The 26,609-nt window shown below is 49.2% G+C and carries 28 protein-coding genes; 19 read left to right on the top strand and 9 right to left on the bottom strand.

Features of this window, described 5'->3' with window-relative positions; genetic code table 11:
* Window positions 1-59 precede the first annotated feature (59 nt).
* Together L1278_RS03410 and mfd are read right to left on the bottom strand one after the other, a co-directional pair.
* The gene (locus L1278_RS03410; protein WP_253401059.1) at window positions 60-1,631 is read right to left on the bottom strand and encodes a PAS domain-containing protein; all 1,572 of its coding nucleotides are present in this window, start codon (window positions 1,629-1,631) and stop codon (window positions 60-62) included.
* A gap of 218 nt (window positions 1,632-1,849) precedes the next feature.
* On the bottom strand, window positions 1,850-5,221 hold the full coding sequence (mfd, locus tag L1278_RS03405; protein WP_253401058.1) for a transcription-repair coupling factor: 3,372 nt from the start codon (window positions 5,219-5,221) through the stop codon (window positions 1,850-1,852).
* A gap of 217 nt (window positions 5,222-5,438) precedes the next feature.
* Here mfd and L1278_RS03400 point away from each other — a divergent pair, with 217 nt between their 5' ends.
* The 10 genes from L1278_RS03400 (at window position 5,439) to L1278_RS03360 (ending at window position 12,593) form a co-directional block, all read left to right on the top strand.
* Complete coding sequence (locus L1278_RS03400; RefSeq protein ID WP_253401057.1) at window positions 5,439-6,431, top strand: DUF4339 domain-containing protein; 993 nt, start codon at window positions 5,439-5,441, stop codon at window positions 6,429-6,431.
* Between the two features lie 388 nt (window positions 6,432-6,819).
* Entirely contained in the window at window positions 6,820-7,011 is a 192-nt protein-coding gene (locus tag L1278_RS03395) for a hypothetical protein (protein WP_253401056.1), read from the top strand.
* Window positions 7,008-7,208, top strand: coding sequence for a hypothetical protein (locus L1278_RS03390; protein ID WP_253401055.1), 201 nt, complete (start codon window positions 7,008-7,010; stop codon window positions 7,206-7,208). Before L1278_RS03395 ends, L1278_RS03390 begins: the two co-directional genes overlap by 4 nt.
* A gap of 191 nt (window positions 7,209-7,399) precedes the next feature.
* Window positions 7,400-7,651, top strand: coding sequence for a hypothetical protein (locus tag L1278_RS03385; RefSeq protein WP_253401054.1), 252 nt, complete (start codon window positions 7,400-7,402; stop codon window positions 7,649-7,651).
* Window positions 7,652-7,957, top strand: a complete 306-nt coding sequence (locus tag L1278_RS19620) for a type II toxin-antitoxin system RelE/ParE family toxin (RefSeq protein ID WP_371927308.1) — start codon at window positions 7,652-7,654, stop codon at window positions 7,955-7,957.
* A gap of 9 nt (window positions 7,958-7,966) precedes the next feature.
* A complete protein-coding gene (locus L1278_RS03380; RefSeq protein WP_253401053.1) occupies window positions 7,967-8,197 on the top strand; it encodes a DUF4926 domain-containing protein in 231 nt (76 codons plus the stop codon).
* 188 nt (window positions 8,198-8,385) lie between these two features.
* Entirely contained in the window at window positions 8,386-8,871 is a 486-nt protein-coding gene (locus L1278_RS03375; protein ID WP_253401052.1) for a hypothetical protein, read from the top strand.
* 378 nt (window positions 8,872-9,249) lie between these two features.
* Entirely contained in the window at window positions 9,250-9,999 is a 750-nt protein-coding gene (locus L1278_RS03370; RefSeq protein WP_253401051.1) for a bifunctional 2-polyprenyl-6-hydroxyphenol methylase/3-demethylubiquinol 3-O-methyltransferase UbiG, read from the top strand.
* A 301-nt stretch (window positions 10,000-10,300) separates the two neighbouring features.
* Window positions 10,301-11,095, top strand: a complete 795-nt coding sequence (locus L1278_RS03365) for an alpha/beta fold hydrolase (protein ID WP_253401050.1) — start codon at window positions 10,301-10,303, stop codon at window positions 11,093-11,095.
* 103 nt (window positions 11,096-11,198) lie between these two features.
* A complete protein-coding gene (locus L1278_RS03360; RefSeq protein ID WP_253401049.1) occupies window positions 11,199-12,593 on the top strand; it encodes a CPBP family glutamic-type intramembrane protease in 1,395 nt (464 codons plus the stop codon).
* A gap of 55 nt (window positions 12,594-12,648) precedes the next feature.
* Here the strand turns inward: L1278_RS03360 and L1278_RS03355 are convergent, their stop codons facing one another.
* The 5 genes from L1278_RS03355 to L1278_RS03335 form a co-directional block, all read right to left on the bottom strand.
* Window positions 12,649-13,722 carry a J domain-containing protein gene (locus L1278_RS03355; RefSeq protein WP_253401048.1) on the bottom strand — a complete coding sequence of 358 codons (1,074 nt, stop codon included), beginning with the start codon at window positions 13,720-13,722 and terminating at the stop codon, window positions 12,649-12,651.
* 66 nt (window positions 13,723-13,788) lie between these two features.
* Window positions 13,789-14,418, bottom strand: coding sequence for a hypothetical protein (locus tag L1278_RS03350; protein WP_253401047.1), 630 nt, complete (start codon window positions 14,416-14,418; stop codon window positions 13,789-13,791).
* Window positions 14,419-14,605: 187 nt separating this feature from the next.
* A complete protein-coding gene (locus L1278_RS03345; RefSeq protein ID WP_253401046.1) occupies window positions 14,606-16,363 on the bottom strand; it encodes an ABC transporter ATP-binding protein in 1,758 nt (585 codons plus the stop codon).
* 182 nt (window positions 16,364-16,545) lie between these two features.
* Window positions 16,546-16,992 carry a PepSY-like domain-containing protein gene (locus L1278_RS03340; RefSeq protein WP_253401045.1) on the bottom strand — a complete coding sequence of 149 codons (447 nt, stop codon included), beginning with the start codon at window positions 16,990-16,992 and terminating at the stop codon, window positions 16,546-16,548.
* A 110-nt stretch (window positions 16,993-17,102) separates the two neighbouring features.
* On the bottom strand, window positions 17,103-18,458 hold the full coding sequence (locus L1278_RS03335) for a mechanosensitive ion channel family protein (protein ID WP_253401044.1): 1,356 nt from the start codon (window positions 18,456-18,458) through the stop codon (window positions 17,103-17,105).
* 209 nt (window positions 18,459-18,667) lie between these two features.
* Here L1278_RS03335 and L1278_RS03330 point away from each other — a divergent pair, with 209 nt between their 5' ends.
* Window positions 18,668-19,195, top strand: coding sequence for a DUF2911 domain-containing protein (locus tag L1278_RS03330; RefSeq protein WP_253401043.1), 528 nt, complete (start codon window positions 18,668-18,670; stop codon window positions 19,193-19,195).
* An 86-nt stretch (window positions 19,196-19,281) separates the two neighbouring features.
* On the opposite strand, the gene L1278_RS03325 is transcribed toward L1278_RS03330, so the two are convergent.
* Window positions 19,282-20,199, bottom strand: a complete 918-nt coding sequence (locus tag L1278_RS03325; protein ID WP_253401042.1) for a glutamate--tRNA ligase family protein — start codon at window positions 20,197-20,199, stop codon at window positions 19,282-19,284.
* 157 nt (window positions 20,200-20,356) lie between these two features.
* Between L1278_RS03325 and L1278_RS03320 the strand changes: the two genes are divergently transcribed.
* The 8 genes from L1278_RS03320 (at window position 20,357) to L1278_RS03285 (ending at window position 26,025) form a co-directional block, all read left to right on the top strand.
* A complete protein-coding gene (locus L1278_RS03320) occupies window positions 20,357-21,304 on the top strand; it encodes a hypothetical protein (protein ID WP_253401041.1) in 948 nt (315 codons plus the stop codon).
* Window positions 21,305-21,450: 146 nt separating this feature from the next.
* Window positions 21,451-22,017, top strand: a complete 567-nt coding sequence (locus L1278_RS03315) for a Crp/Fnr family transcriptional regulator (RefSeq protein ID WP_253401040.1) — start codon at window positions 21,451-21,453, stop codon at window positions 22,015-22,017.
* An 81-nt stretch (window positions 22,018-22,098) separates the two neighbouring features.
* Entirely contained in the window at window positions 22,099-22,521 is a 423-nt protein-coding gene (yiaA, locus tag L1278_RS03310; RefSeq protein WP_253401039.1) for an inner membrane protein YiaA, read from the top strand.
* 72 nt (window positions 22,522-22,593) lie between these two features.
* The gene (locus L1278_RS03305) at window positions 22,594-23,559 is read left to right on the top strand and encodes a DUF2157 domain-containing protein (protein WP_253401038.1); all 966 of its coding nucleotides are present in this window, start codon (window positions 22,594-22,596) and stop codon (window positions 23,557-23,559) included.
* Window positions 23,549-24,625, top strand: coding sequence for a DUF4401 domain-containing protein (locus L1278_RS03300; RefSeq protein ID WP_253401037.1), 1,077 nt, complete (start codon window positions 23,549-23,551; stop codon window positions 24,623-24,625). The genes L1278_RS03305 and L1278_RS03300 overlap by 11 nt, the downstream gene beginning before the upstream one ends.
* Window positions 24,615-25,130 (top strand): GDYXXLXY domain-containing protein, encoded by a 516-nt coding sequence (locus L1278_RS03295; protein WP_253401036.1) that lies wholly within the window; start codon window positions 24,615-24,617, stop codon window positions 25,128-25,130. The genes L1278_RS03300 and L1278_RS03295 overlap by 11 nt, the downstream gene beginning before the upstream one ends.
* Window positions 25,131-25,160: 30 nt before the next feature.
* Window positions 25,161-25,649: a hypothetical protein gene (locus tag L1278_RS03290; protein ID WP_253401035.1), complete on the top strand. Its 489-nt coding sequence runs from the start codon at window positions 25,161-25,163 to the stop codon at window positions 25,647-25,649.
* 7 nt (window positions 25,650-25,656) lie between these two features.
* Window positions 25,657-26,025 carry a hypothetical protein gene (locus tag L1278_RS03285; protein WP_253401034.1) on the top strand — a complete coding sequence of 123 codons (369 nt, stop codon included), beginning with the start codon at window positions 25,657-25,659 and terminating at the stop codon, window positions 26,023-26,025.
* A 29-nt stretch (window positions 26,026-26,054) separates the two neighbouring features.
* On the opposite strand, the gene L1278_RS03280 is transcribed toward L1278_RS03285, so the two are convergent.
* Entirely contained in the window at window positions 26,055-26,603 is a 549-nt protein-coding gene (locus L1278_RS03280) for a lipocalin family protein (protein ID WP_253401033.1), read from the bottom strand.
* Window positions 26,604-26,609 lie beyond the last annotated feature (6 nt).

The raw sequence follows: 26,609 nt of genomic DNA, 5'->3' as shown, positions 1-26,609 counted from the left end.
TTGTATTTTGAGTTCTTTTACAAATTATGGCCTTTTTTGTTTTAAACAAAGTTAAAAAATTAAGATCCGGATTCTCCTCTTGCCAGTGCCTCCGCTCTTTGCCTGGCTATTACCAGGTTGGTTACTTCTATGGCCGAAATCATAATGCCCTCTACAGTAGAGGTGCTGTCGAACAAAGGTTGGTATTTAAAGTTAAAAAAGGCATCGCGCGGGTTGCCATTGAAGTCGTCGTCAATTTGTGTGCGGAACTCGTTGATGTACACGGTGCGCCCTTTGGTGTATACCTCATGCAGCAGATCAAAAAAACCGATCGGTTCGAGCTCCGGCCAAATCTCACGGGCAGTGTGGCCAACGTAGCTGCGGTTGCCATATAGCTTGTATACGCCGGGGGTCACATACTGGCACACATGGTTAGGACCATGCAACAGGCACAGGTGCACCGGCGAAAGACGCAGCAGGTTCTCCAAGTGGTCGTCTTTGTGCTCCTCCACCTGATTTTTCTGGTCATCTATATCCGTGTAAGTGCCGATCCAGAGAGTAATGTTTCCATTGGCGTCGCGCATCGGCAAGCCACGTTCCAGAAACCAGCGGTAGCTACCGTCCAAGTGGTGGCGTATGCGGTACTCTATTTCAAAGCTAGTGTCTGAAGCCACCGCATTGTGCCAACTGGTGAGCACCATGGCCGAGTCTTCCGGATGAACCACGCTGATCCAGCCGTGCGTGTGACCGCGGCGCATACCGGTATAGCTGTACCAGTTTTCGTTGAAGAAGAGCACCTTGCCTTTTGGTGAAGCCGTCCAGGCCATGTGTGGAAGCGCCTCCAGCAGGTGATGGAAGCGGGCGTCACTTTCCCGGAGGGCCTGTTGTGTGTCTCTGTTCTGGGTAATATTGATAATAGAGCCGATGGTGCGGATAGGCTCACCTTCGGAATCATAGGTCGTGTAGCCTTGGTCCAGGATGTAAGCATAGCTGCCATCCGCCTTTTGAAAACGGTACTCACCCTTCCAGGCACTTTGCTTGTTATCCAATGCCTCCTTTATACTGCGTTGCACCTCATCGAAATCATCCGGATGTACCCGCGAATCCCAGGATTTGCCCCCCGGTCCCATTTCTTCGGGTGTATAGCCAAGTATTTCCTGAAGCCCTTCCCCCCAGTGCATGCAGTCATTGACGATATCGTATTCCCATGCAATGGCTTTGGTGGCGTTGCTGATGAGGTTCAGCTGTTCCTGACTCTGCTGGTGCAGGCGCTCAAACAGGACCTTGTCGGTTACATCGCTTACCTCGTGTATGAGGTATTGTACTTCCCCGACGTCGTTCAGCACTGGTACGCTGGTCGCACTCCAGTAGCGCTCCTCATACCCTGAGGCAGACTGTATGTCGTAGCGGAGCATGGCATTATGAAAACTCTCCTTATGCGTCAGTGCATGCTGCAGGCATTGTAGTACAGACTCCTTAAACTCAGGATATTTAGGGTTATTTGGGAATAGCTCGAAAAGGGGGTGACCTATGATCTGCTCACGTGTCATCTGGAATAGCTTCAGCAATGCGTCAGTAGCCTCAACAATGACAAGATCAGGATTCAGGACAGCATATAGCCTTGGCAGGGCCCTGAAGATGGGCTCTAGCATAGGTAGTGATATCGCAGTTGTGTGGGGCACAGGAATAAATATTAGATTAAGTTCGGTTTTCGTAGCTTATAAGTTTCCAAAATAGCAAAATTTAATCTAAATATTACCCTGAATCGCGCGGTCGTAAGAAAAATGTTCAGCTGCACACACCTTGTAGTTTCATAGCGTGTGCAGCTGTTACAGTTCTGCCTACTTTTAAGGACTCGCGCTATATGTGTTTATCCTTTCACAGTGGCTTTTACATCGAGACTGTCGAATACTTCGCGGGCATCGGCAATGTTCCGGATGTCTTCTACAATCACAATCAGTTTGTCTTTGGCCTCCTTCAGGCGGGAGCGGCGTGAGTGCTGCTGCACGTACTTGAGGATGTTGCCAAAGGTCTCGGACTGGAAATAGGCGTCGTTGTTCTCGCTCGGCAGGTAGCCTTTCATGACTTCCTTTTTGATAGTAAGCTTCTCGAAACCCAACTGCTGTGCCTGCCAGCGCAGTTTTACGATCTCGATCAGTTTCTGTACCTCCTGCGGCAGCGGACCAAAGCGGTCTACGATACTAGCTTGTAATTTCTTCAGGTCCTGCAGGTCTTTGGTGCTGTCGAGTTTGCTGTACAGGTTAAGGCGCTCCGAGATGTTGCCCACATACCAATCCGGTATCAGCACTTCCATATCCGTCTCGATGTTACAGTCACGCACGGGCTCCACAAACTCCGCCAGGTTGTCTTTCAGGAAGAGGTCGCGGAACTCCGTTTCCTTCAACTCTTTGATGGCATCGTCGAGCACCTGGTGGTACATCTCGAATCCCAGGTCGTTGATGAAGCCGCTTTGCTCGCCTCCCAGCAGGTTACCAGCCCCGCGTATATCCAGGTCACGCATGGCAATTTTGAAGCCCTCACCGAGATCGGAGAATTCTTCGAGCACGCTCAGACGCTTGCGGGCATCGGTTGGCAGGCCGGCTACAGGTGGCGTGAGCAGGTAGCAATAGGCTTTCTTGTTGGAGCGACCCACGCGGCCCCGCATCTGGTGCAAGTCCGACAAACCGAACATATGTGCCCGGTTGATGATGATGGTGTTGGCGTTCGGTATATCGAGGCCTGATTCGATGATGTTGGTCGACACGAGCACGTCGTACTCGCCATCCACGAACTTCATCATGCGCTTTTCCAGTGTCTCGCCATCCATCTGCCCGTGGGCGAAGGTGATGCGGGCATCCGGCACCAGCTTCAGAATCATGTTGGCCATCTCCTCGATATCCTTCACGCGGTTATGCACAAAAAATACCTGCCCGCCCCGCTTCAGTTCGGTCGCCACGGCATCCCGGATCAGTACTTCATCGAACACATGTAACTCCGTTTTTACTGGCTGACGGTTCGGTGGTGGTGTAGCGATCACGCTCAGGTCGCGGGCACCCATGAGCGAAAAGTGCAGTGTTCTAGGTATAGGCGTAGCTGTGAGCGTAAGGGTATCCACGTTCACACGCATCTCCTTGAGCTTCTCTTTGGTCTTCACACCGAACTTCTGTTCCTCGTCGATCACGAGCAAGCCCAGGTCTTTGAATTTGACGTCTTTGCTGGCAATACGGTGCGTTCCGATCAGGATGTCTACTTTGCCTTCAGCTACCCGTTGTAAGGTGTTTTTGATATCCTTGGCCGTTTTGAAGCGGTTGATATAATCCACTGTAATCGGGAATTGCTCGAGTCGGTCGCGGAAGGTTTTGAAATGCTGCATGGCCAGCACCGTAGTCGGCACAAGTACGGCCACCTGCTTGCCGTCGCAGGCTGCTTTGAAGGCAGCGCGCATGGCCACCTCAGTTTTGCCGAAGCCCACGTCGCCGCACACGAGGCGGTCCATTGGGTGAGGCTGTTCCATGTCGGCTTTCACGTCTTCAGTGGCTTTGCCCTGGTCGGGGGTGTCTTCGTAAATGAACGAAGACTCCAGCTCGGCCTGCAGGAAGCCATCGCGGGTATAGGCGTAACCTGGCGCGGCTTTGCGCTTGGCGTATAGCTGTATGAGTTCGGCAGCAATATCCTTTACCTTGCTCTTTACTTTCTTTTTCTTGTTCTCCCACTCAGGCGAGCCCAGTTTGCTCATGGTCGGCGGACCGCCTTCCTTGCCGCTATACTTGCTGATTTTGTGCAGGGAGTGGATGGAAACGTACAGCAAATCGTCGTCGCGGTATACCAGTCTGATCGCCTCCTGCAAACGCCCGCCAACCTCCACTTTCTCCAGTCCGGCAAAGCGGCCTACACCGTAGTCCATGTGGGTGATGTAGTCGCCGGGCTGCAGGGTGCGCAACTCCTTCAGCGTCATCGCCTTAGTCTTGGAGCGGCCCTCTTTGGCTTTGTGCTGATAAAAACGGTCGAACAACTGGTGATCGGTATAGCAGGTGATCTTGAGCTGCTCGTCAATAAATCCTTCGCGCAACGACACGGCCAAATGCTGGAAACGCATGTCGTGGTCCAGCTCGTCGAAAATGGTGGTGAGACGGTTGATCTGGCGCGGCGACTCGGTGGCGATGACGTTGACAAAGCCTTTGCTCTGCTGCTCGTGCAGGTCCTTTACCAGACGGTTGAAGTCCTTGTTGAACGAGGGCTGCGGCTTGGACTGCAGCTGCAGCACTTCGGTGTCTTTGTAGTTGAAGCGCTTGCCAAACTCCACGATGCTGAACTTCTCAAGCAGCTTCTTGAACTGTTTCTGCGTTTGGAACAGCTGCTCCGGATCAGACACAATCTGGGTGCCACCGCTTCCGGCCATCAGCTTCTCAAAAGCCTGTGACGCCTTGTCGAAGTACTCGTCAATCACGTCCAGTGTCTGGCGCACATCCTTAAACCAGATGGCGGTGTTCTTTGGCACGAAATCAAGGAAAGCCTCACGTGTCTCCTGCAGCAGTTTGGTCTGCACGTTAGGTATAATCGAGATGCTTTTTTTCGTCTCTACAGACAGCTGCGTATCGGGATCGAAGGAGCGTATACTTTCAATTTCATCACCGAAAAGCTCGATGCGGTAGGGCAGGTCGTTGGCGTAAGAAAACACGTCCACAATGCCCCCGCGCACAGCATACTGGCCCGCTTCGTAAACAAACTCCGTCCGCTCAAAGCCATACTCAGCCAGCATCTCGCTCAGAAAGTTCACATCCAGCTTTTCGCCTACCTTGGCACCCAGCGTATTCTCTACCAGCGATTTTTTGTTGATCACTTTTTCGGTGAGCGCCTCGGGGTAGGTCACGATCAGCTCGCCTTTGTCGGATTTGGTGTTGAGGCGGTTGAGCACCTCGGCCCGCATCAGGATGTTGGCGTTCTCGGTATCGTCGAAGCTGTAGGGCCGCTTGTAGGACGTCGGGAACAGCATGACCTCCTTCTCGTCGCCGAGCAGGTTTTTAAGATCGGTATAGAAATAAGCCGCCTCTTCTTTGTCGTGCAAAACGAAGAGTTGGTGCTGCGGGTGCAAGGTATAGACGGCCGAAGCCATCACGGCATCCAGGCTGCCCGCCATACCTTTAAGTTGCAGACGGTAGGGTTTATCGGCTTTGAGTCGCTCGGCAATGGTCTGCACCACCCCATCGAGTCGGTACAGCTCTAGAAAATCAGTTACTTTCATTCAGGTATATCACAAAACAGCAAAGGCAGAACACAGGACTTTTCGATAGTCGTGTTCTGCTGGTTGTTATTTTACAAAGGTAAATAAACTAATGCTTTATCAGAACTGAGAGGAGAGGGAGAAAGTTGCGGGGAAGTGGGATAAATCGTGTATAAAACAGAGTATATTTATTTTAAATATTTATATATTTGTATCTATTGTTTTTAAGACGAAGATTATGTACTATTTTATATTCGATGGGGAGCAACAAGGGCCATACGATGTAGATCAAATAGGGAGGCTTAATATAAATAGTGCCACATTAGTATGGCAAGAGGGGCTTTCCGAATGGAAAGAAGCGCATGAAGTTGAAGAACTGAAGAAGTTCTTAATATCTACTCCTCCTCCAGTTCCTAAAGAAGTATTTGAATTTTCGAAAGTAAGTACTTTGAATGTTAATCTAGGATTGAGAAAAAACCACTTTAAAAAAAAGAGTGGTTCATATTTTAATTCTGAAAAGATTAGAATACGATTTGCAAAGGAGTTGAAAACGAATTTTAAAATTGCAGTTTTCTCTCTTTTTGGTGGTGTTGTTGCAGCTTTAGTCTATGGCTTATACATATATCATGATTCCTATAGTACATACATAGAGAGAAAAGAGGATTATCAAAGCAAAGTAGTCGAATATGAAGATATTTTAAAGAATATTGAAAATTACGACTTTAATTCTTACTCTGAAGCTGTAGGAAAAGAATCTGCGGCTTTTGTGACTGATCTCAATATTCAAAAGGAGCTCTACCAGATAGAAGAAAACAGAATTGCAAAGATTAACGAAATCGAAGAAGAGAAATTTGAGAAAAATAGAACGAAGGTGCCTTTGGAAGAAAGAATAGGAAGAGGGATTTTCTTTAGTACTTATACTCCTATTGTAATCTCGAATAATGAGGCATACAATCATTATTATAAATATTTAGAAGCTAAAGATAGCTTATCACATCAGGCATATTTGTTGAACAAAGACATAACGTATGAGACTTATACAAATAATTACAACACGTACAGCCGCTATTCTCAAGCAGAATATAATTTTAATAACTTCTTTTCAAACAATGACGAAGACATTTTATTACTGCTCCCCCAGATCTCTGTTATATTGTTCTTCTTACTAGTGCTATTTAGGTATTTATTCTACTTTATTCAATGGATTAGAATAACTTCAGAGGATGCTTAGTAAACTGCCTCTATTAGCAGGTCTAATATAAGAGCAACGTTCAGCTGTTTATGAAGGCAATTTATAGTAGAAATTATCATACTTTAGCAAGCTGAGTACTTGCTGGTATCCCCAACACCCAGATTGAGTGAAGCAGTAACTAGCAAAATCAATCATTAAAAAAAACAGCTTTGAAATAGTAATTGAAAAAGCTTCTCATATATCTCGCGCCTCTTCTTGCGGCCTTTACCGTTATGATTGCGGTAAATGAATACAGCAGGCAATTGGTAGAGGGGAGCGGAAAGCATACAGAAAGCCTTTCAAAGATTAATTCGGCAGTATCTATACCTGATGCCTGTACCTGGCACTGCCATAATGATACACTGTATTGCAAGCAGCACCATGTGAAATGGCTCAAGCCTATTGTCTTTTGGTAGACCCAATGTACTTCGGCATCATTACTGTTCTGGGCATGATGCGGAACTATGTGCTGGCAAACATCGTGTTTCTGGTGGTGCTCTGCCCTCTGCTTATGTCCTACCTGTTTATTAAATCTATCAGGCTACAAAAGCAAATCCGCCTTTTAAAGCAGAAAGTATGATTGAGATTGCCCTGTTTGTATACCACTACTGCACTGATTTTGTGATCAACCTTGCAAACCTGCTCGGGCTGTCGTACTACGAAATCAATGCGCTGTTTTTTGTGCTGTTATACCCTGCCATTACTGTGATGCTCTTTGGCATTTTCTTTCTCCAAAAAGTAAGGTTAGTGTGGTTGAGGTATAGGCTGCGACGTTAGGGACTCACTTGACTATTCATTCCTCGCTATTTCGGATTTGCAATCCGACTGCTTTGCAAGCTTAAGCAATACTGACCGCAAAGAAAAAGCTAAAAGCGGATTGCAAATCCGAAAAAGCGGTACACACTAAGTCGTCTATTCAATTCTCCCCAAAATCCGTATATTGCTTTACAAAGCAAACATCCTTTACCATGAGTTCAGCCATTAAACTACAGTATGTATCGAATGAAAAAGGGGAAGTGACCGCTGTTCAGATTCCGATAGAAGCATGGCGTGCTATAGAACAGAAGTTAGAAAGTGCTGAGGCGCAGGATTGGCAAGGTATGTCAGAGGAGGAGATTACAACTGTGGAGGCTGGTCTGCGGGACTTCGAGCAGGGAAGGGCTGTTACGAATGACAACTTGCTAGAAAGAAGCCGAGAACTTAGAAGAAAACGTGCTTAGATGCGGATAGAGTTTAAAGAGGTTGTCTGGTCTGAAAGAGCAACAGAGGAATACTTGGCTACCTTGTCCTACATTTTAGATATATGGGGCGATAACGCGGCGCAGAAGTTTGAATCTACAATACAGATGCAAATTCAACGCATAGCACAAAGTCCACAACAATTCCCTTTAGTATCTGAAAGCAGGAGCGTGCGTAGGTGCGTCGCAACTCCCCAAAATTCAATCTTCTTCCGTGAAACTGAATCCCAGATTCAAATTTTAGCCTGTTTCGACAATCGTCAAAATCCAGATAAACGGAAGGTATAGCTTATTCCCTTGATAGCAGCATACGAAAGAGTTGTTTTAACAGAAGATATACCTAACACCAACCTAAAGCAGGGCGATCTGAGTGTTGTCGTGGAGGTATACAATAACGGGGCAGGCTACGAAGTGGAGTTTTTTGCTTCTAATGGCGACACGATTGCTGTAGAAACTCTGGAAGCGCGACAAGTGAGAGAGGTTTCTGCCAAAGAAATTCTGCATGTGCGAAAACTGGATGCAGCGTAGGCCATCCTCTAAACCTTCACAGGTTTCGCAAATACTGTGAGGCCCCTTGTCCTGCTATCTTACTTCAGAATCACCCTAATCTGTACAGGGCCTAGAGCACTCTTAAGTGCTGCTTTGGCTACAATAAACTGCCAAGCACGATCATAACTCCCGACTCTCTTCCCATAAGTCTATACCTTGTACACTCAATGGAAACACCTCTACTACGCTACAGACTGACTGATCCTATTGGCTTCACGACGAAGGTATACGCTATTGTTATTATCGCTGGCGGCGTTTGGCTTTGCATGACTTATCCAGTGGTTGGTGTCCTGATGATTGTGCTCAGGATTTTTCCATTGGTCCAGTTTAAGTGCCTCGAAATTGATCTGTACCAAGGCACTTATTGCATGGGAGTAAATGTACTAGGCCATACTGTTGGCACCAGAGAACCTTACCCCGGCACTAAATGCATTTTTCTCAAGAAGAACAGATACCTTTCTTCCGACTCGCGCCGTACCTGGCGTCCTACCGCTTCTACTTCGTTCGATAGCTTCCTGTGGTTGGAGGACGACACCAAGATCCTGCTGTCAAGTGACGGTGAAAAAGCGGACGCTATGGCACGAATAAAGCCGCTTGCCCAGGAGCTGCAGACAGAGGTTAAGGATCTGACAGCGCCTCTTTCGCATATTTAGCCTCAAGTCACTTCTCTTACGCAAACATTAGGGAGCACCTAATCTATTGCATTTTCAAAACCAAGTGATATTCATCGTCATGGTTCATTAGTATTCGTTATTATTTGTATTTTTAAAACATAAAATTGCGTTTATCGTAATTTGTTTAAATTAATTATCATCTATTGTTAAATAATATATTGGAATAGTTTAAGTATTGCGGATTTGTTAAGCATAAATATTTAGCAACTAAATAGCTAAAACGTGATTTTAAAGGATCAGGCTATCCCGGCAACTAAGTCAAATTTAGCTAAGAGAAAGTGGTATGATGTGGTTTTGTATCAGGACAGGTAGAACTAGAGAGGATGTACTTAGATTATTAACCTAAAAAATAATAGTATGACAACACGGGCTATAAAACAGATGAAGCATTTCTTGAGTGAGAAAAACTCTAAGAACCCTATATTTATAGAGCGATTTCCGGATATAAAGTATGAGGGAATGAGGGTAATCGACCTTGGTTGTGGGTATGGAGCGCTTACAGTAGACATGGCGCAACGAGGCGCCAGTCAAGTAGTAGGTGTCGATATAGAACCGAACCGAATAGAGGATGCTCGGGAAATAGTACAGAGCGAGTACCCCGAGATAGCTGACCGCATTAGTTTTGTTTGTTGCAACCTAAAAGATCTGCCTGACGAAGGGTTTGACCTGATCATATCCAAAGCATCATTTGAGCATATTCTTAGTCTGGATGTATTGCTAGCAGACATGCGGGATAAATTAAAAATTGGAGGGAAGATCGTAACAGGGTTTGGCCCTCTGTATAACTCACCGTGGGGTGACCACCGTAGACTGCAGCACAAACTACCCTGGACACACATTATATTTGGGGAGCAGTATTATCTGGATAAGATCAACAAGAACCGCCAGGAGAAGGTACAGAACATTTATGAGCTAGGCTTAAATGGCTATTCTCTTCAAGAATATATCAACATGTTTAATAGCGTAGAGGGTATGGTGGTGACTGATTTCAGAACCAATGTTAGTGACAAGCTCTCTATGAAAATGTTCAAAGTCTTCTCAAATTTCCCATTTATGCGGGAATACTTTACATACAATATTTACTGTGTATTGGAGCGAGTAAGATAGAAGCTTCCATGTAATTTAATTAGTTTCTTTTCTCCCGCCTAGTCCTTAACTCTGTTGCCCCAGATAGGCTTTGGCTCCATTGCAAACTCTTGAAGTGCTACCTTTCCATGCGGTTAATCTTTATAAGGCGGCTTCATTAAGTGGTTTCCCATTGGTCTTAGTTTTAATCTGTCTTATGAGTTGCTTTGGATTAGGCCTGTTGAAAATTCGTATAGTCATGGTAGGAAGTGTTGTTTAAGGCTGTAATGGGCTCTCGTTATACCTATAGTACAGTTAGGAGGGGCAACTATAGCAAGCTGCAATGGATGTGATCAAACGAAATAATATCAATATCTCCGGAAAGGGGGAGAAGCCGCTTGTGTTCGGTCATGGCTTTGGCTGCGATCAGAATATGTGGCGTTTTGTGACACCGGCTTTTCAGCAGCATTATAAAATCGTTCTGTTCGACCACGTGGGGGCCGGTAACTCCGATCTTGCTGCATACAATACCGTGAAGTATAACACCCTGCATGGCTATGCAACCGACATCCTGGAAATAATCGATTTCCTGGATTTGCAGGATGTGATCTTTGTAGGGCACTCGGTGAGTGCCATGATGGGGGTGCTCAGCGCGATCAAAACACCTGCCTTGTTCAGCAAACTCATCCTGATCGGTCCGTCGCCCTGCTACATCAATGACAAAAACTACATCGGTGGGTTCGACCGGGCCGACATCCTGTCGATGTTGGAATATATGGAGCGCGACTATACGCTTTGGGCCGATACGTTTGCTCCCCTGATTATGGGAAACCCGGATAAGCCCTCGCTGGGGGAAGAATTGATAGAGAGTTTCTGCAATACCGACCCCGATATTGCCAGGCACTTTGCCCATGTCACCTTTCTGTCAGACAATCGCCCGGACCTTCCTAAACTGCAGACCGAGGCCCTGATTATGCAGTGTGCTGATGATATTATTGCGCCGGAAGAAGTTGGCAATTACGTGCATAAAGCAATCAAAAACTCTACGCTGGTGCACCTGAAAGCGACAGGGCACTGTCCGAATCTGAGCTCTCCGTTAGAGGTGATCGACACCATGGAAAACTACCTGCAGGTATAGCACGCACCAGGACAAAGATTAACAGCAGGAATTCATAGAAGTATAGGCAGAATTATATATATTTAGACTGCAATTAGTGCAACAGTAGCTCTATCTTTATTCCATGCTTCAATCCTTTACCCTCCAGCTAAAACAAACTGCCTCCGACATCTGGCTTTTTCTAAAGAATCCGAAAGATCAGCCTGCTGCTGTTGATAGCCGCTCCATCAAGTTGCGCATACTGTTGTATGTGCTTTTGATTGATGTGCTGCTCACGTTTGCTTTTACAGGTATAAGCCAACTCATAGAAATGATAGGTTGGGATACTGGTAACACCCATGCTGTGCTCGAAATGATGCGCTCTTTCCCGGTTTGGGCTTTCCTATTATTGGGCGTGCTGGCGGTGCCATTGCTCGAGGAGCTGATTTTCCGCTATGGATTGCGGTTTAAAAGTGGCTATATGGCCTTGCTGGCTTTTGTGGCGGCGATTGCACTAGGCGTGCTGGCTTACTCGCTGCTGCCCTTGGAGGGCGCCATAGGTGTATGGGTTATATTGGGAATAGCACTGGTATTGTACGCACTAAACGGCGACGCAGTAACTAGCTTTCTTGAAAAGGTGTGGAGTAAGGTATACGGCATCTTCTTTTACCTGGTGGCCTTCGCTTTTGGCCTTATCCATATTACTAATTTCACCGACTTCAACTACGCTTCGGCGGCTGTACTGCTTATCCCGATTCTGATCGCGCCCCAAGTGATAGGAGGCATGCTGATAGGATATATGCGGGTGAAGCACGGCTTTTTCTGGGGATACTTTCTGCATGCAGGTCACAATGCACTGTTTTTTGGTATGGCGCTGGCCACGATGAGTAGCTTCGAAAGATTAGATCTTCAAAACGAGAACTATACCTTACAGGTAGATGAGTACGTGCGCCACGACCAGACAGCCCTGGCCTCTAAATTTATTGGCCCCGACTCGATTGGGTTTGAAAACCAAAAGCTACACGATGTTATCCTGGCGCTGCTGGATAAAGAGGAATCTCTTGTAGAACTTGACAAAAAGCGACATCAGTACACAGCCATAGATCTGCATTTTAAAACCCATGCGGCCTCCAAAGACATAAAGCAAAACAAGCAACTGGTGCTGGAGCAACTGCAGGAAGTCTATAAGTTTGATGTAACCTACCGCACACAGAAACAGGATGCCTGGGACGTGGCGATTGCCGATTCGAGCCTGCTGGCAACAAACGCTGTGGCAGACATTGGGAAGTCTACGGTGATGTATAACGAAGAAGGCATTACATTCGAGAACGTAACCTTGGGCGAGTTAGTGGGCGCTATCGAAAAGAATTTCAAGGTAGGGCTTATTGCGAAAAGAGAACTCCTGGAATCGGGTAAGTATAACTTCAAACTGCCTAAAAGCGACTTTGAGCAGGCAAAGGAAGACCTGAAAACGAAGTACGGCATCCTGCTACAGTCGCGGATGGAGCTAGCCGATCTGGCGGTGGTATCTTTTAAGTAGCAGGGAAATTTTAAAGCAGCCGCTCACAAGTCAGGGAGACAAGTGAGCGGCTGTTCTATTTTAGAATGACTTTGATCTGCACAGGGTCCTGCAGCATGCGCAAATTCTGCTTCAGCTGCTCCAGTTCATAAGTTAAACCTTCCTTTGCCTGCTTAAATTTCTGGTTCATCTGCTTTTGGCTGCCGCAGAAGCGATCGTAAAAGCTGGCATTCGGGCCAGAGATGAAACCGTGTAGTTCTGCCTGCAACTCACTTAGCTGGTCGTTCAGGATCTTGATGTAGTAAGCTAGCTGCTCGTCGGGCAGTTTGTCGAGTGCCTGGCCTTGTTCCTGCAGAAACTCCATTTGCAGGCGTAGCAGCTCGAAGAAGTCGTCGTGGTGGTAGGCTTGCGTCACGCGCTTCATGGCTTCTTCTTTCCAGGCACGTTTGGTTTCGTCACGCTCTTTGTCGGGGTGCAGCTGCTTGGCCAGGTCAGTGTACACGCGGCGACTGGCCTTGCTGATGTTGCTGAGTTCAGCCTTCGCTTTCGCCTCTTTTTCCTGCTGGGCTTTGGTCTTGCGGCCTTTCTGGCGGTTTTGCCTGGCCCGTTCCCGCTCTTCCTCTTCACGGTCCAGTTGTGCCTGTATGCGCTCAAACTCATCGAGCTCATCCCAGTTGTCAGGTATAGCTGCTTCCTCTTCGGCTATACCTTCCTCCGGAAAATCATCCTCTTCAGTCAGGTATGCATCACGCTCGGCATACAGTACCTCGGCATACCGATCGTGCAGGCCAATTAAGTCTTTGCGCTCGTAATTCTGGATCAGATCAAATGCGATGCTGGCAATCAGTTGGGCAAGTTTCTCTTTCTCCCTGAAGCTGAACAAGGGCAAGGCAAAGGCATCATCGAGCAAATGGGCTAACTCCACGCGCTGTGCCACCTGCTGCATAATGATGGGGCGCAGATCTTTTTCGATGCGCTTCTGAGCAAGGTCCATGCTGTCGCGGCGTGTCGCCAGTTCCTGCTTCAGCTGCTCTATCTGGGCTACTTTCCTGTTGAACTCCTGCTGCAGTTGGCTCAGCCTGCGCTGGTCCGGGGAGGTGATCTGTGGCGTGAGCGAAGGAACAGGTTTGTCAGACTTAAAAGCAGGCATAAGCGGGTAGCAGGTATAAAAGCAAGGTATAGCGCCTGCAATTTACGGATAAGCCGGCGCTATACCTTACTGCTGCGCATCGAAAGGTATAAAACGGTTGTTCTGCAACAGGTATAGCGTCGTGCGATTGCCATCCAGCACGGACACACCATCAGTCTTAAGGTTGGTGAACTGCTGTTGACGCGGGTTGCGCACAAGCGAATCCTGCGGTGCCAGCCTGAGTTGCAGGTTGCTATACCTGCGGTCGTTCAGCTGCTGCGACGGATAGGCCGCCACTTTCATTTCACGTACCTGCGGTGTGCCGTAATCCAGAAAAGCCAGGATGTGGATAGAGTCGTTCTGCAGCACCTGCACCGCATAATCGGGATTACGGTTGTCGTTGAGGTTACCGCGCAAGTATACCGGATTGTCGACATGCCGCGTGCGGTTGGACATGGTTTGGTCTGTCAGAACAGCCACTTCTGCCTGCGGCTGGCGCTGTTGCAGCAGGGTAGTCAGCGTGTCGGGGAGTGGGTGCAGAATAGCGCCTTCGTCGGTGGCGCGGGCCACGCTGTCGATAGAAGTTTTGGTGTCGGAATCGATCTGGCTTTCGATAAGGTCATCGTCAGCAGCGCGGTTGTAGTTGCCGTCTGCCGAGTCGGAGCCGCAGGAAGCAAGCGCCAGCAGACCGGCGATGGCTGGTAGGTATCGTTTCATAGGTATAAGCTTCATTTCTGATTTGTTGCTTTGCATACCTGAGCTGCAGGTATAAAGTTGCAATCCACCGTGTTGCAGCAGGTATAAATGGATATTCTGAAATTGCTTTTGTGAAAGCTATACCTGTTGCATGACGAGATTCATAGGTGCCGGAACAAACTCACAGGTAGATCAGGCGCTGCGCGACCTACCGTATCAGCTCCACCTTGCGCTCGCCTATCTGCTGGCGCCACATGGCGTAGTACAGGCCTTTTTGCTCCACCAGCTCAGCATGATTGCCCTGCTCCACGATCTTGCCTTTTTCCAGCACATAAATGGTGTCGGCGTGCATGATGGTGCTCAGGCGGTGGGCGATGAGGATGGTGATCTGTTCGCGCAGGGCCGATATTTCTTTCACAGTGGCCGTAATTTCCTCTTCGGTGAGCGAGTCGAGGGCCGAGGTGGCTTCGTCGAAAATGAGGAGGCGTGGGTTGCGGATGAGGGCACGGGCAATGGAGAGGCGTTGCTTCTCACCACCCGACATCTTCAAGCCGCCTTCGCCTATCTGGGTATGGATACCTTGCTCGGAGCGGGTGAGCAGGTGGGTGGCGGAGGCCTTTTCCATCGCCCGGATCACTTCTTCGTCGGTGGCGTCCGGCTTCACATACTGCAGGTTCTCCTTGATGGTGCCCGAAAACAGGTTCGTCTCCTGCGTTACGAAGCCCAGCTGCCGGCGCGCCTCATTCAGCCAGATTTCCTTCACAGGCGTGCCGTTGTAGTAGATCTCGCCGCTGGCTGGCAGGTATAGCCCCACCAGCAGCTTTACCAGCGTAGACTTGCCCGAACCCGAGGGCCCCACGAAAGCAACGGTGTCGCCGGTATTAGCCTCAAAGGAAATGCCGTCCACCGAGTTCTGCGGCGCGCCTTTGTGCCGGAACACTACATTCTCGAAACGCAGTTGCTGCAGTGGCCCCACGTTAATCGCCGATTCGGGTCGGGTTTCCACAGGCTTGTTCATTAGTTCATCAAAATTGTGGAGCGAGGCCTCTGCTTCGCGGTAGGTGAGGATGATAGTGCCCATATCCTGCAGCGGACCGAAAATGCTGACCGAGATAAACTGCATTGAGATCAGTTCGCCGGTGGTGAGCACATCCCGGAAAATCAGCCAGAGCAGTGTGAACAAAATGGACTGCCTGAGCAGATTGAGGGCCGTGCCCTGCAGAAAAGATAGGGTACGAACGCGCTTGACTTTGGCCATTTCGAGGGAGAAAATTCGCTCGGTGTGCTCACGCAAACGACGTATTTCGGGGTAAGTGAGACCAAGACTTTTCACCAACTCAATATTGCGCAGCGATTCTGTGATCACGCCCGACATTTTGTTCGTGGCCCGGTTGATGGACCGTTGCATGGTCTTAATCTTGGCGCTCAGTATACTGGTTAAACCGCCAAGCACCACCATCCCGATGAGGAAGATCGGGACAAGCGCCCAGTGCTTGGTGATAGCATACCACACCAGAAAACCCACGCCTACCAAAGACGAAAAAAGGATGTTGATGAACGAGTTGATGAAGCGCTCCGTGTCGCGCCGCACCCGCTGCAGGATGGAAAGCGTCTCGCCGCTGTTCTGGTCAGCATACTCCTGGTAAGAGAGTTTGAGTGTCTGTTTGAGGCCGTCGTTAAAGATCTGTACCCCGAATTTCTGCACCACCAGGTTGGTAAAATACTCCTGAAAAGCCTTTGCCAAACGCGAGAGCAGTGCCACCGCTACGGCCAGCAGCATTAGCCAGAGCGCACCCTTCACCCGTTCTTCGCTGGACATGGTAAAAGGCGGCGTGGCGTACTTGTCGATGATCTTTCCGAAAATGATCGGGTCGACCAGCGCCAGTATCTGACTGGTGCCGGCCAGGAATAAAGAAAGTATAACCAGCCCACGGTGAGGCTGCAGGTAATTCCAGAGTACGCGCATGCAAGATAAAGTGAGTTCGGGTTCTCTTCCTACGGGCGTACTCAGTGCAGGTATACAGATCGCGTATCCTCCGCCGGAGGCAGCAGGCAATTAGCTGGCAGGTATAGGAATTAAGGTATAAGTCAAAAAAATGCCCGAAGCGTGGCTCCGGGCATCTCATGTAGTATTTAAAAGACAAGTGGTTAGTCCCAATAGGCAGGGTCGGTTACTTCTTTCCCGTCTTTTGACATCACAATCTTTTTGTCTTTTCCTTTCTGGTCGAGCTCCAACTGATAATAGGTGTTGCCGTCTTTCTCAACCTGCTCTATGTCATCCACGCGCATGCCTTTGTAATTCTGGCTGATGGCAGTTTGTATATTCTGTGGCAGGTCTTTCTCCATCAAGTCGTGTCTGGACATCAGTATTTTGCCGGATGGGTCGATCATAACAGCGTGGTCGATGCGGTTCACATCAAAATCGGCCTCGTAGTTCTCACCGTGCTTTTCCCAATCCAGGTCGGTGGCGTTGGCATACTTTTGAGAGAGCGCGCTTTTCACAGCTTCCGGAACATTTTTCTCGGCTACGTCCTGCGCCTGCACTGCCACAACTGAGCCTATTACGAAGGCAAATCCAACTAGTATCTTTTTCATAAATCTAGATTTTAAGTTTTAAAAATTGGTATGTTACAAGTATACGGTGCAATTCTGAAGCAAATCTGAATTTTGTAAATTATTGATAGTAAAATAGTTGTGTTCTGGGATTAACCCCTGCTTCCGGAGTTGGTTTGTGCAGGAGTACCATCGGGGTTGATGAACTGCACCTGCTGCCGTGGGTATACCGGTATGATTTTATTTATATACTCGGGCTTGTTCAGCTCCATAGTGAGGCGCAGCGTGAGCTCACTCTTCCACTTGCGCCGCTCGCGTGCCCCCACCAGGTAGCGGATGGTTATGTTGGTCCACGACTCATCCATGGAAACAAACACCTGGGGCTTGTCCGGCACCGTATTGTCCAGGCCTGCCTGCTGCAGTAGCTGGGCGTAAGAGGTGGTTGGCCCTTTCATGTAATCGCCCAGGAGCCCCAGCGCCACACTTTCGACCACCCCCATGGCGAGCGGCATATCGGACTCGTTGGCCACACCCACATCCAGTTCGTCCCATACAAAGGGGAAATCGGCGGTCAGGTTGATCACAGAGCCCGTCAGGACTTCGTTGTTGGGGAACGTGACCAGTCGGCCTGTGGGCTGCTCGGCCCGCACAAAACCCGGCTGGTAAGGCGCGCCGATCTCCCAAACCGTGGTAGTCAGAAAATCGATGCGGTAGACGTCGCCGAACACCTCGCCAACCTGGATGCGGTCGCCCACCCGGTAGTAGCCCTGGTAGGAGTTCATGAGCCAGCCGGTAAAACTTTCGATGGGTGTCTGCAACGACCACGACAGGGCCAGGCCGATCAGGCCAAAAGAGCCGACCAGCGCCCGGATATCGCCTGCCACCACGCTCACTGCCACCCCAATGGCCAGCAACCACACGCCAATGGAAACCAAGGAGATAACGGCGCTGGCGCTCTGCCATTTGCCGATGGTACGGTGCAGAATAGCCCGCAGTATGCGCACAGTCAGCCAGGCCAAAAAAAGGGTAATGAAAGCGATGATTATTTTAGGCAGGTTGAAAATGAAGCCTTCCCAGAGCCCCTGCAGCGCCCCGATCGCCTCATCAGTCGCCTCTTTGGTGGAGCCTTTCTTCTTAACTACCACCTCCTCTGTAACGGTGCCGCCAGGCACCAGGTCCTGCACTGCCACCTCTTCCACTACTGCAACCGTTTCGGGGTAATTATCCTGTGCCAGACCTGCCTCGCTTGGAGCAAACAGCATCAGAATCAAGCCTGTAATAGCCATGGCCAAAAGTGAGGCTTGCCGGAAATTGCGTAGTCGGTTTTGGGCTCCTTTCACGGCTGAGCCACGGGTGCGTTTTCTTTTTCGTAATCTGATGCGGAGGTTTCTGCGTGTGGGAGTAGTGGCATAGCTTTGCGGCTGCCCCATACTTTGCGTACCGGTGCCGGGTGTGGGGAGGCGTACGTTTCGCTTAGAGATTCTTCTGTTTCGATTATAAGAAGGCATAGGTTCCGCGGCTTTCTCTTTTTTGAGCTTTTTCCTTCTATACGCAAGAAAAGCCGGGGTGCTGCAAAGGAAGGTATGCGGACTCCGAAAACCTTTGCTTCGCCTGTACAATCCAAAACGATCCTTATACGTTAGCTAATTGGTTGATAATCTTGTAGTAGAATATTGCTCAATTGCTTATCTTTCTTTCAAAACCAAAATATAACACTATGAAAAACCTGAGAATCACAAATGTACTCGCCATGTTGCTTATTGGCATACTCGTTTCATCTACCGCTTGGGCGCAGGATGCGAAGCCAAAAGCAAGTCCGGCTGCTACTGCCACAGGCAAGGTTGGAAATGCCACCATCACCATCAACTACAGCAGCCCGTCTGTAAAGGGGCGCACCATCTGGGGTGAACTGGTGCCTTATGGCAAGGTATGGCGTGCAGGTGCAAACGAAGCCACTACCATTACCACCGACCAGGACGTGATGGTGGAAGGTAAAAAGCTGCCAGCCGGTACTTACAGTTTCTATACTATACCTGGTGAGGACGAGTGGACCATCATTTTTAACAAAACAAACAAGCAGTGGGGTACGCAGTACGACGAGAAGCAGGATGCCCTGCGCGTGATGGCCAAACCACGAAAGGCGACTTCGATGAGCGAGCGCTTGGTATACGATGTGACCAAAGATGGCATTGTGCTGCGCTGGGAGAACCTGGAAGTGCCGGTTAAGGTACAGGCAGCAAAATAAAGTCTGACATAAAGCAAGAAGCCCTGCTGTGGATTCAGGTATAGCCTGGAAAACAGCAGGGCTTTTTTGTGCCCACTTGCAAGCGGCTATACCTGCGCGATGTGTCGTGGCAGATCCTCCAGCCGGAACCTGCTCAGGAAACTTTGCGCGTCTTCTATACCTGCTTTTTGCCAGCCGAGTAGCTCGGCCAGTTTTCGCCAGAGTTGTTGCGAGGTGAGCCCGGCCTTGCGCATTTCGGTAAGCGAGAGGGCGTCGTGCGACTTGGAGAGCTTGTTTCCCTCGCTCACGATAAGCGGGTGGTGCACAAAAGCTGCATTGGTAAAGGCAGTGGCGCCCGTGTGATGCGCCAGGAAAAGCTGCGCCGCCGTGGAGAGCATCAGGTCCTCGCCACGCACAATCAGGTTCACGCCCATGGCCAGATCATCTACGATCGAGGCGATCTGGTAGGCAGGTATACCGTCTTTGCGGCGCACCACAAAGTCGGGCATTTCGAGGGCGAGCGGCACCGTGCAGTTGCCCAGCAGTTGGTCCTGAAAAGAAATAACCGTGTCGTCAGGTATACGCACGCGCCAGGCAGCATTGGGTGTATCAAGTGGCAACTGCTCGTTGCGGCAGGTGAGCGGGTATAGCCCCTGCGGCGACAGGGCTGCTATCTGGCTACGGGAACAGGGGCAGGCGTACACCATACCTTGCTGCACCAGTTTGTCGAGTTGCGTTTGGTAAGCCGAAAGCCTCAGAAGCTGCGAGTAATTCTCCTGAAAGTCCTGCGGGTTGCGCGGCCCTTCGTCGTAGTCGAGGCCCATGAAGTCGAGCGTGTCGAAGATGTCCTGCAGGTACTCGGGGCGGAAACGGGCATTGTCGAGGTCGTCGATGCGGAGGGCGACGATACCTTGTTGCTTGCGCGCCAGCGCCCACGTAATGGCAAACGACAGCGCATTGCCCAGGTGCAGAAAGCCGCTCGGAGTCGGGGCGATGCGGGTTTTTATTTGCGGCTTCGTTTCCACAGGTATAGCGCCGGGTTTGATGAGGTCAAAGGTATAGCTGCTATTTCTAAAGTCAAGTTAGAAACTGTTAAAATGCTTGAAGACAAGGTGGATGAATTACGGATTTTCGCTATGTTTGGTAATATGCTTATGTGTGCAATTAGAGTACAGAAAACAGATGATCAAAGAAATTAAACTAACGATATTACTTCTATCAATTTCATTAATTGGTTTTGGACAAGCACTCCCAAAAGAAAAGTCCAAAAATCACATTCAGATTAAAGGAACGAATATATTTATGATTCCCCCCGTTTCTTTTGAGTCATCGGATAACTTTAAAGGCCTCCAAAATTCGGAAGATCAAACGACCATGATTATGGTAATAGAAATTCCTGGACCATATTCAGAAGTATCAAAAGGATTCAATTCTGAAATGCTAAAACCAAAAGGTATGGAATTGAAGTCCCTGAAAAAAGTTAAAGTTGCTGATTATGATGGTTTACTAATTGAATTAGACCAACCTGCGAACGGACTAATATTTTCAAAGCAAATTCTAGTTTATGGCAACGAAAAATCAAGCACACTCATAAATGGCGTTTACCAAAAAGACTCATTACAACTAGGTAAGAGAATTAAAGAAAGTATTTTAACGACTTTTGTCGATTCTGAATTGGAAAGCAACCCAAGAGAAGCTTTGAACTATACATTAAATGAAAATGCTGGTTCTTTGAAGTTTCATTCGGTTATAGGGAACGGAATGTTGTTTAACCGAGATCTAAAAACACCTACAGAAAGTGCAGATAAAGCGACTTTAATAACTGATAAATCATTTTCTAATATTGAAATAAGTAATAAGAAGCTATTTTGTATCTCAAGATTAAAAAAGTATCCTGAAGATTATTCTGTGATTCTGAGTAAAGGAATTAACGAAATTGAACTTGACAAACTGAAAGGATACGAACTCTTTGCAAAGAATAATGATAGGGAAAGCGAAGAAATGTATCAAGTAATCTTATTTGATGATAATGGCGGGTATTACCTCTTTGTTGGGACCTATTTAGCTGGAAGTAAAAACGCCATAACTGATATAAAGAAAATTATTGAAACCTTCAAAAGTAGTAAATAGCAACACATATTAAGGTTCATAATTGGGGCTCCAGCGTAGTCTTATCCACATTATGCACGAGCCCGCCAGGCTTCCCTTTAAAACTATCTTCTCCTCTTCCAAACAAACAACTTCTAACCCCATACCTGAAGTAAAACCACCCCACAATGAATGCCCTACACCAATGCATCTCCCAATACCACCCAATCTCTATAGCTGCATGGGAGGCACTTTCCAAGGCCCTGATTAAGGTAGAGGTTCCGAAGAACTCTTTCTTAGTGAAAGAAGGAGCGGTGTGCAATAAGCTGTACTTCCTGGAGCGGGGTTGTTTGCGCGGATACTACAACAACCTGGATGGAAAGGAAGTGACGTATTGGTTTGGCTTCGAGAATAATTTCATTACCTCTTTTTACAGCTTCATCTCCCGGAAGCCAGGTATAGAAAACATCCAGATACTAGAAGACTCGACCTTGTGGGGGATCAGTTTCGAAGCCCTGAACCAGTTGTTTGATCAGCACCATGACCTGGAGCGCCTTGTGCGGATCATAAACGAGCAGTACTACATCCGGCTGGAAGAGCGGCTGATGGCCATGCAGTTCAAAACGGCCCGGGAGCGCTACGAACAGCTGCTGGAAACCTCGCCGCATATTCTGCAGCGAATCCCGCTCGGGCAAATTGCTTCTTACCTGGGTATAAGCCAGGAAACATTGAGCAGAATTCGAAGCCAGGTGTGATGCTTTCCTTTTTTGACAATTGTCAAAAGAAAGATTTTGGGGCTGCTATACCTTTGATTCATCACTTAACGAAAGACGAAAATGAATCAGAAACCATCCAACGCATTTGTAGCAGCCTCCTGGGCTACCTTACTCACCGGTATAACCGCCTACCTCATCGGCCTCTGGAACGCAGACATGCTGCTGAACGAAAAGGGCTATTATTTTGCCATCTTAATGTTTGGTTTATTCTCCGCCATCTCGCTCCAGAAAAGCGTGCGCGACCAACTGGAAGGTATACCGGTGACCAACATCTATTATGCACTTAGCTGGTTTTCTACCATTCTGGCGATCGTGCTGCTGACAGTGGGGCTTTGGAATGCAGACTTGCTCCTGAGTGAAAAAGGCTTCTATGGCATGTCGTTCTTGTTAAGCCTTTTCGCTGCGATTGCGGTGCAGAAAAATACCCGTGACAGTTTAGACAGAGAATTGCCTGCAAAGCAAGATGGGGAGCTATATTATTAAAAGTCACTGTGCTTAAGACTCAAAACATATCAGCCTCTATTCTGAAATAGCAACACCTTTTCAAATGATTCTATGAAACCACTCCTCACTCGCGAGATCATCTACAGCATTGCCCGGCACAGCAACTGGCGCGAGGCAGGTATAGCCGCCTGGCTGCGCAAAGAGCAGGTATACGCCGGACCGCAAGACTGGATCAAATTTGTCCGGCTGTTCTTGCTGGGGCTTGGAGGTAGCTTTCTGATCTCGGGTATTATCTTCTTCTTCGCCTACAACTGGGCCGACATGCACAAGTTCGTGAAGCTGGGCCTGATCGAGTTGCTGATACTGGCGGTGACGTTTGCAGCGGTGTTTACGAAGTTGAGTAGCACGGTGAAGAATGTGCTGCTCACAGCCAGTACCATGCTGGTGGGCGTACTCTTTGCCGTATTCGGACAGATCTACCAGACCGGGGCCAATGCCTACGACTTCTTTCTGGGCTGGACGATGTGTGTGGTGCTGTGGGTGGTTGTGGCCCGGTTTCAGCCGCTGTGGTTCATCTTTTTGATGCTGCTCAACACCACCTTTGTGCTCTATACCCAGCAGGTGGCCACACACTGGCGCTTTGTCGTGGTGATGGATGTGCTGTTCATCATCAACGCAGCGGCAGTTATCATCTGGGAAGTTTTAGCTGCAAAAGGCCGCGTAGGTATACAACACCGCTGGTTTCCGCGCCTGGTTGGGCTGGCGGCGATCACGGTCATCACCATCAGTATGATCTCAGCACTGTTTGCAGGTATACGCGAAGATTATGGACTGGCTTATGTGCTCGGCGCGACGATGTATGGCGCAGGGATCGCCTATGGCCTAAAGGTGCGCGATATCTTTTACCTGACGGCCCTACCCTTTAGCGGCATAGCGGTGGTGACGGCCATCCTGGTGCGGATCGGGGAGAACGTGCCGGAAATCATGCTGTTGCTGGCGACGCTTTTTGTGGTGGGCAGCATCACCTTACTGATTCAGTATCTGGGCAAACTTAACCGACAGTGGCATGGCCGATAAAGAATATCCGCGTTTAAGCAATGTGCTGGAGCAAATTGCTCAGGAGCAACCCGGCTTCCAATACAACGAGCTAGTGATAGCTGCAGAAATTGATCAAGCTACATCGCTGCTCAAGCGCTGGCCTGTGAAATTGCTCACGATTCTGGGCGGCTTGCTGGCGATGGGTACTTTGATGGGGGCTATCGCCAGCACGCAGCTACTCCAATCAGGTACAGCCATGCTGGTTTTTGGCTTGATTTTCCTGATCGGGGCGGAAGTAGTGATTCGTAGCAACAAAGATACGACCGCTGACGCACTGGGTATTTCTATGAATATTACGAGCTATGTGATGCTGGCCTTCGGTATTGGCCAAATGACGGATAGCGCCTCGGCCGCAGCTCTCACTTTAGGTATAGCTTCAGCACTGGTGCTGGTTTTCTCGAAGAGTGCCGTCTGTGTTTTTATCTCAGTGCTGGTGCTCAACGGCAGCTTACTGAGCTTGATCTTCATACATAAGGTATACAACCTGTCGCATGTGCTTGTGATGTTGCTGGCAGGTATGCTCACCTTGATGAGTCTGTCCGAAGCAAAGCTGCTGGCCCTGTCGCGGCGCTTTGCGCTTGTTTTCGGACCGGTCCGCATGGGGCTGATCTTCTCGCTGATCATCACGCTGGTGCTGTTTGTGCATCAGAAACTGCTCTCCACCAACATCACCCATTTCTGGATGTCGGGTTTGTTTTTGATCGGTTGTCTGCTGCTGTTGCTGCACCGTGCGCTGCGCGAAAGCGGGGTGAAGGATCAGAAGACGCTGGGAATTTTCTATACCTGCTGCGCGGTGGTGTTGCTGCCTACTGTGCTGGCGCCATCGGTGCCGGGTGCTTTGCTGGTGGTCCTGTCCAGTTTTTACATCGGCCACCGGACAGGCTCTTGGGTCGGGCTGCTGGCGCTGGCTTATTTCCTGGTGCTCTACTACTACGACCTGAACATGACGCTCTTGGCCAAGTCCGGGGTGCTGGTGCTCATGGGTAGCCTTTTTCTGGCTGGTCAATACCTGTTAAACCGTTATCTGCGAAGCCATGAAGCGTAACCTGAAAAGCATTGTCGTGCTGGTGAACCTGGTGGCGGTGCTGGCCTTTTTCAATTTGTCGGTGGTGGACAAAGAGGATATTTTGAAAGACGGCCAATTGGTGCTCCTCAGCCTGGCCCCGGTAGACCCGCGCTCGCTCATGCAGGGCGATTACATGGTGCTCAGCTACGCCATCAGCCAGACGCAGGAACTGGAGAAACTTCCCAACCGCGGCTATGCCGTCGTGCAGCTGGACTCGCAAAACGTGGCGCAACTCGTGCGTTATCAACCGGAGAAAGAACCGCTTCACGACGACGAAATCCTGCTCAGGTATAGCAAAGGCGGTTGGTCGCTCAACTTAGGGGCTGAATCCTACTTTTTTGAAGAAGGGCAGGCCGAAACGTTCGAAAAAGCAGCCTATGGCGGGCTGAGAGTAGACGATGCAGGCAACAGCATATTGGTGGGGCTCTATGATGAAAACAGGCAGTTGATCGTGCCAAATCGGGAGCAGAGATCTCAGAAATAAACCTTACCTTGACGATCATTTCACATGCCCATGTCAGCAACACGACACAGCTACCGCACAGGCCAATACTTCAGTGCAAGCGCACGGGCGCTCGGCTGGATCACCACCACACTTGCCATCACGATGGTTGTAAACGGTTCAATAGCGGCCTACGCCTTCCTTCCGACCGCCATCATCACGCAATTCACACACTATCGCACTGAGTTCGATCTGGCACAAATGACCTACCGCGAAGGCGTTCGGTTTGCAGGAAAAACGTTCGGGAAAATGCTGCCCCTGGCCGGGATCGATTTTCTTTTTTTGAAAAAGAACAGTTATGGGCAGTCCAATGCGGTCGGAGGATCAACGCATACCTATCAATTAGAGCGATACGATGGCTACATCAAGCTCTCGGATAACGTGAAACTGCATCTGTTGCAGTGCAAAACGAAAGAGCAGGCCATGCAGGAAATGCAACGAGTCGCGCAGGATCTGCAGGCAGAACTGCGCGACCTGACTGATAAGAAACTACAGGGCTAGAAAAAACATGCGCATAGAGAAGCAGTTTGTGACAGGTATAGCCCGCGGACTCGCATACTATGCGGGTGGTGTTGTTTTAGTTTGGATTACCTACCTGCTGTTTGGCTGGGAATATGCGCACGCACCCGGGGCGCACCACATGGTGGGGCTCCTGGTGCTGGTGATTGGCGCGGTGCTGCTCATCAGGCGGTTGATCGGTGTACTTGCAGCACCCGGCGACCCGCATAACAAAGGAGCGCTTCTAGTCCATGCCCTGGCAGTGGTTGGGTTCATTCTCTTCTTCAAGCTCTTCATTCTGAACGGTGCCCTCAAGCGCGATACCGGCGACCCAGCCACTTCCAAAACCACTACCACCAGCCTCCGGCGGGCGTATTAAGGCACTTCAAGTGTAAATTTCGAGGCGAATTATTCCGCACAACCCTGATCCGTCATTTGCATTTGCTCCACCGGGAAGCCCTTGGCATTTGCCAGTTGCTCTAGTCTGGCGTAAGTGGCCTCGTCCATGGTGGGGGTGCGGGAGAGGAACCAGAGGCTCTCGCGGTCGGGCGCACCCACCATCACATAACGATAATCCGGGTCGAGCTCCAGGATCCAGTAGTCGCCTTTGAAAGACCAGAAGAACTGTACCCTGAGTTTGCTGTTGTTACTACCCTCCACCGGAAAAGCCTTTCCCTTCACATCGCTCGTCTTGCCTTTTTTCAGGCAGGAGTTGTATACTTCCACATACCCTTTCTCGGCATTGAATTTATAGTCGGCTGTGGTGCAGCGGCAGCCTTTTGTGAAGCGCTGTGGAATAGAGGCGATCTCGTACCACCTACCCATGTAGCGTTCCAGGTCCACGTCTGGCACCGTTTCGAGTGGCGCGTTTGTGCTGCTACAACTGCTGATGATAGCGGCACCGAGTATTACCGCACCGGCGGTCAGTAAAAGTTTTTTGTTTTTGTCCAAAGCCATTTCTGC

This window comes from Pontibacter sp. HSC-36F09, from assembly GCF_024171605.1.
In the GTDB taxonomy this organism is placed as follows: Bacteria; Bacteroidota; Bacteroidia; order Cytophagales; family Hymenobacteraceae; genus Pontibacter.
Note: the sequence above shows the minus strand (reverse complement) of the source record. Positions and strands in the feature narration are given on the sequence as shown.

What these genes read in the sequence shown, in the direction of transcription:
- L1278_RS03400 (WP_253401057.1), top strand. Translation starts at nt 5,439, where the DNA reads ATGTACTATTTTATATTCGATGGGGAGCAACAAGGGCCATACGATGTA.
- L1278_RS03385 (WP_253401054.1), top strand. Translation starts at nt 7,400, where the DNA reads ATGAGTTCAGCCATTAAACTACAGTATGTATCGAATGAAAAAGGGGAA.
- L1278_RS03395 (WP_253401056.1), top strand. Translation starts at nt 6,820, where the DNA reads ATGGCTCAAGCCTATTGTCTTTTGGTAGACCCAATGTACTTCGGCATC.
- yiaA (WP_253401039.1), top strand. Translation starts at nt 22,099, where the DNA reads ATGAATCAGAAACCATCCAACGCATTTGTAGCAGCCTCCTGGGCTACC.
- L1278_RS03315 (WP_253401040.1), top strand. Translation starts at nt 21,451, where the DNA reads ATGAATGCCCTACACCAATGCATCTCCCAATACCACCCAATCTCTATA.
- L1278_RS03370 (WP_253401051.1), top strand. Translation starts at nt 9,250, where the DNA reads ATGACAACACGGGCTATAAAACAGATGAAGCATTTCTTGAGTGAGAAA.
- L1278_RS03330 (WP_253401043.1), top strand. Translation starts at nt 18,668, where the DNA reads ATGAAAAACCTGAGAATCACAAATGTACTCGCCATGTTGCTTATTGGC.
- L1278_RS03305 (WP_253401038.1), top strand. Translation starts at nt 22,594, where the DNA reads ATGAAACCACTCCTCACTCGCGAGATCATCTACAGCATTGCCCGGCAC.
- L1278_RS03350 (WP_253401047.1), bottom strand. Translation starts at nt 14,418, where the DNA reads ATGAAACGATACCTACCAGCCATCGCCGGTCTGCTGGCGCTTGCTTCC.
- L1278_RS03390 (WP_253401055.1), top strand. Translation starts at nt 7,008, where the DNA reads ATGATTGAGATTGCCCTGTTTGTATACCACTACTGCACTGATTTTGTG.
- L1278_RS03320 (WP_253401041.1), top strand. Translation starts at nt 20,357, where the DNA reads ATGATCAAAGAAATTAAACTAACGATATTACTTCTATCAATTTCATTA.
- L1278_RS03300 (WP_253401037.1), top strand. Translation starts at nt 23,549, where the DNA reads ATGGCCGATAAAGAATATCCGCGTTTAAGCAATGTGCTGGAGCAAATT.
- L1278_RS03280 (WP_253401033.1), bottom strand. Translation starts at nt 26,603, where the DNA reads ATGGCTTTGGACAAAAACAAAAAACTTTTACTGACCGCCGGTGCGGTA.
- L1278_RS03410 (WP_253401059.1), bottom strand. Translation starts at nt 1,631, where the DNA reads ATGCTAGAGCCCATCTTCAGGGCCCTGCCAAGGCTATATGCTGTCCTG.
- L1278_RS19620 (WP_371927308.1), top strand. Translation starts at nt 7,652, where the DNA reads ATGCGGATAGAGTTTAAAGAGGTTGTCTGGTCTGAAAGAGCAACAGAG.
- mfd (WP_253401058.1), bottom strand. Translation starts at nt 5,221, where the DNA reads ATGAAAGTAACTGATTTTCTAGAGCTGTACCGACTCGATGGGGTGGTG.
- L1278_RS03290 (WP_253401035.1), top strand. Translation starts at nt 25,161, where the DNA reads ATGTCAGCAACACGACACAGCTACCGCACAGGCCAATACTTCAGTGCA.
- L1278_RS03365 (WP_253401050.1), top strand. Translation starts at nt 10,301, where the DNA reads ATGGATGTGATCAAACGAAATAATATCAATATCTCCGGAAAGGGGGAG.
- L1278_RS03335 (WP_253401044.1), bottom strand. Translation starts at nt 18,458, where the DNA reads ATGCCTTCTTATAATCGAAACAGAAGAATCTCTAAGCGAAACGTACGC.
- L1278_RS03340 (WP_253401045.1), bottom strand. Translation starts at nt 16,992, where the DNA reads ATGAAAAAGATACTAGTTGGATTTGCCTTCGTAATAGGCTCAGTTGTG.
- L1278_RS03285 (WP_253401034.1), top strand. Translation starts at nt 25,657, where the DNA reads ATGCGCATAGAGAAGCAGTTTGTGACAGGTATAGCCCGCGGACTCGCA.
- L1278_RS03295 (WP_253401036.1), top strand. Translation starts at nt 24,615, where the DNA reads ATGAAGCGTAACCTGAAAAGCATTGTCGTGCTGGTGAACCTGGTGGCG.
- L1278_RS03345 (WP_253401046.1), bottom strand. Translation starts at nt 16,363, where the DNA reads ATGCGCGTACTCTGGAATTACCTGCAGCCTCACCGTGGGCTGGTTATA.
- L1278_RS03355 (WP_253401048.1), bottom strand. Translation starts at nt 13,722, where the DNA reads ATGCCTGCTTTTAAGTCTGACAAACCTGTTCCTTCGCTCACGCCACAG.
- L1278_RS03375 (WP_253401052.1), top strand. Translation starts at nt 8,386, where the DNA reads ATGGAAACACCTCTACTACGCTACAGACTGACTGATCCTATTGGCTTC.
- L1278_RS03360 (WP_253401049.1), top strand. Translation starts at nt 11,199, where the DNA reads ATGCTTCAATCCTTTACCCTCCAGCTAAAACAAACTGCCTCCGACATC.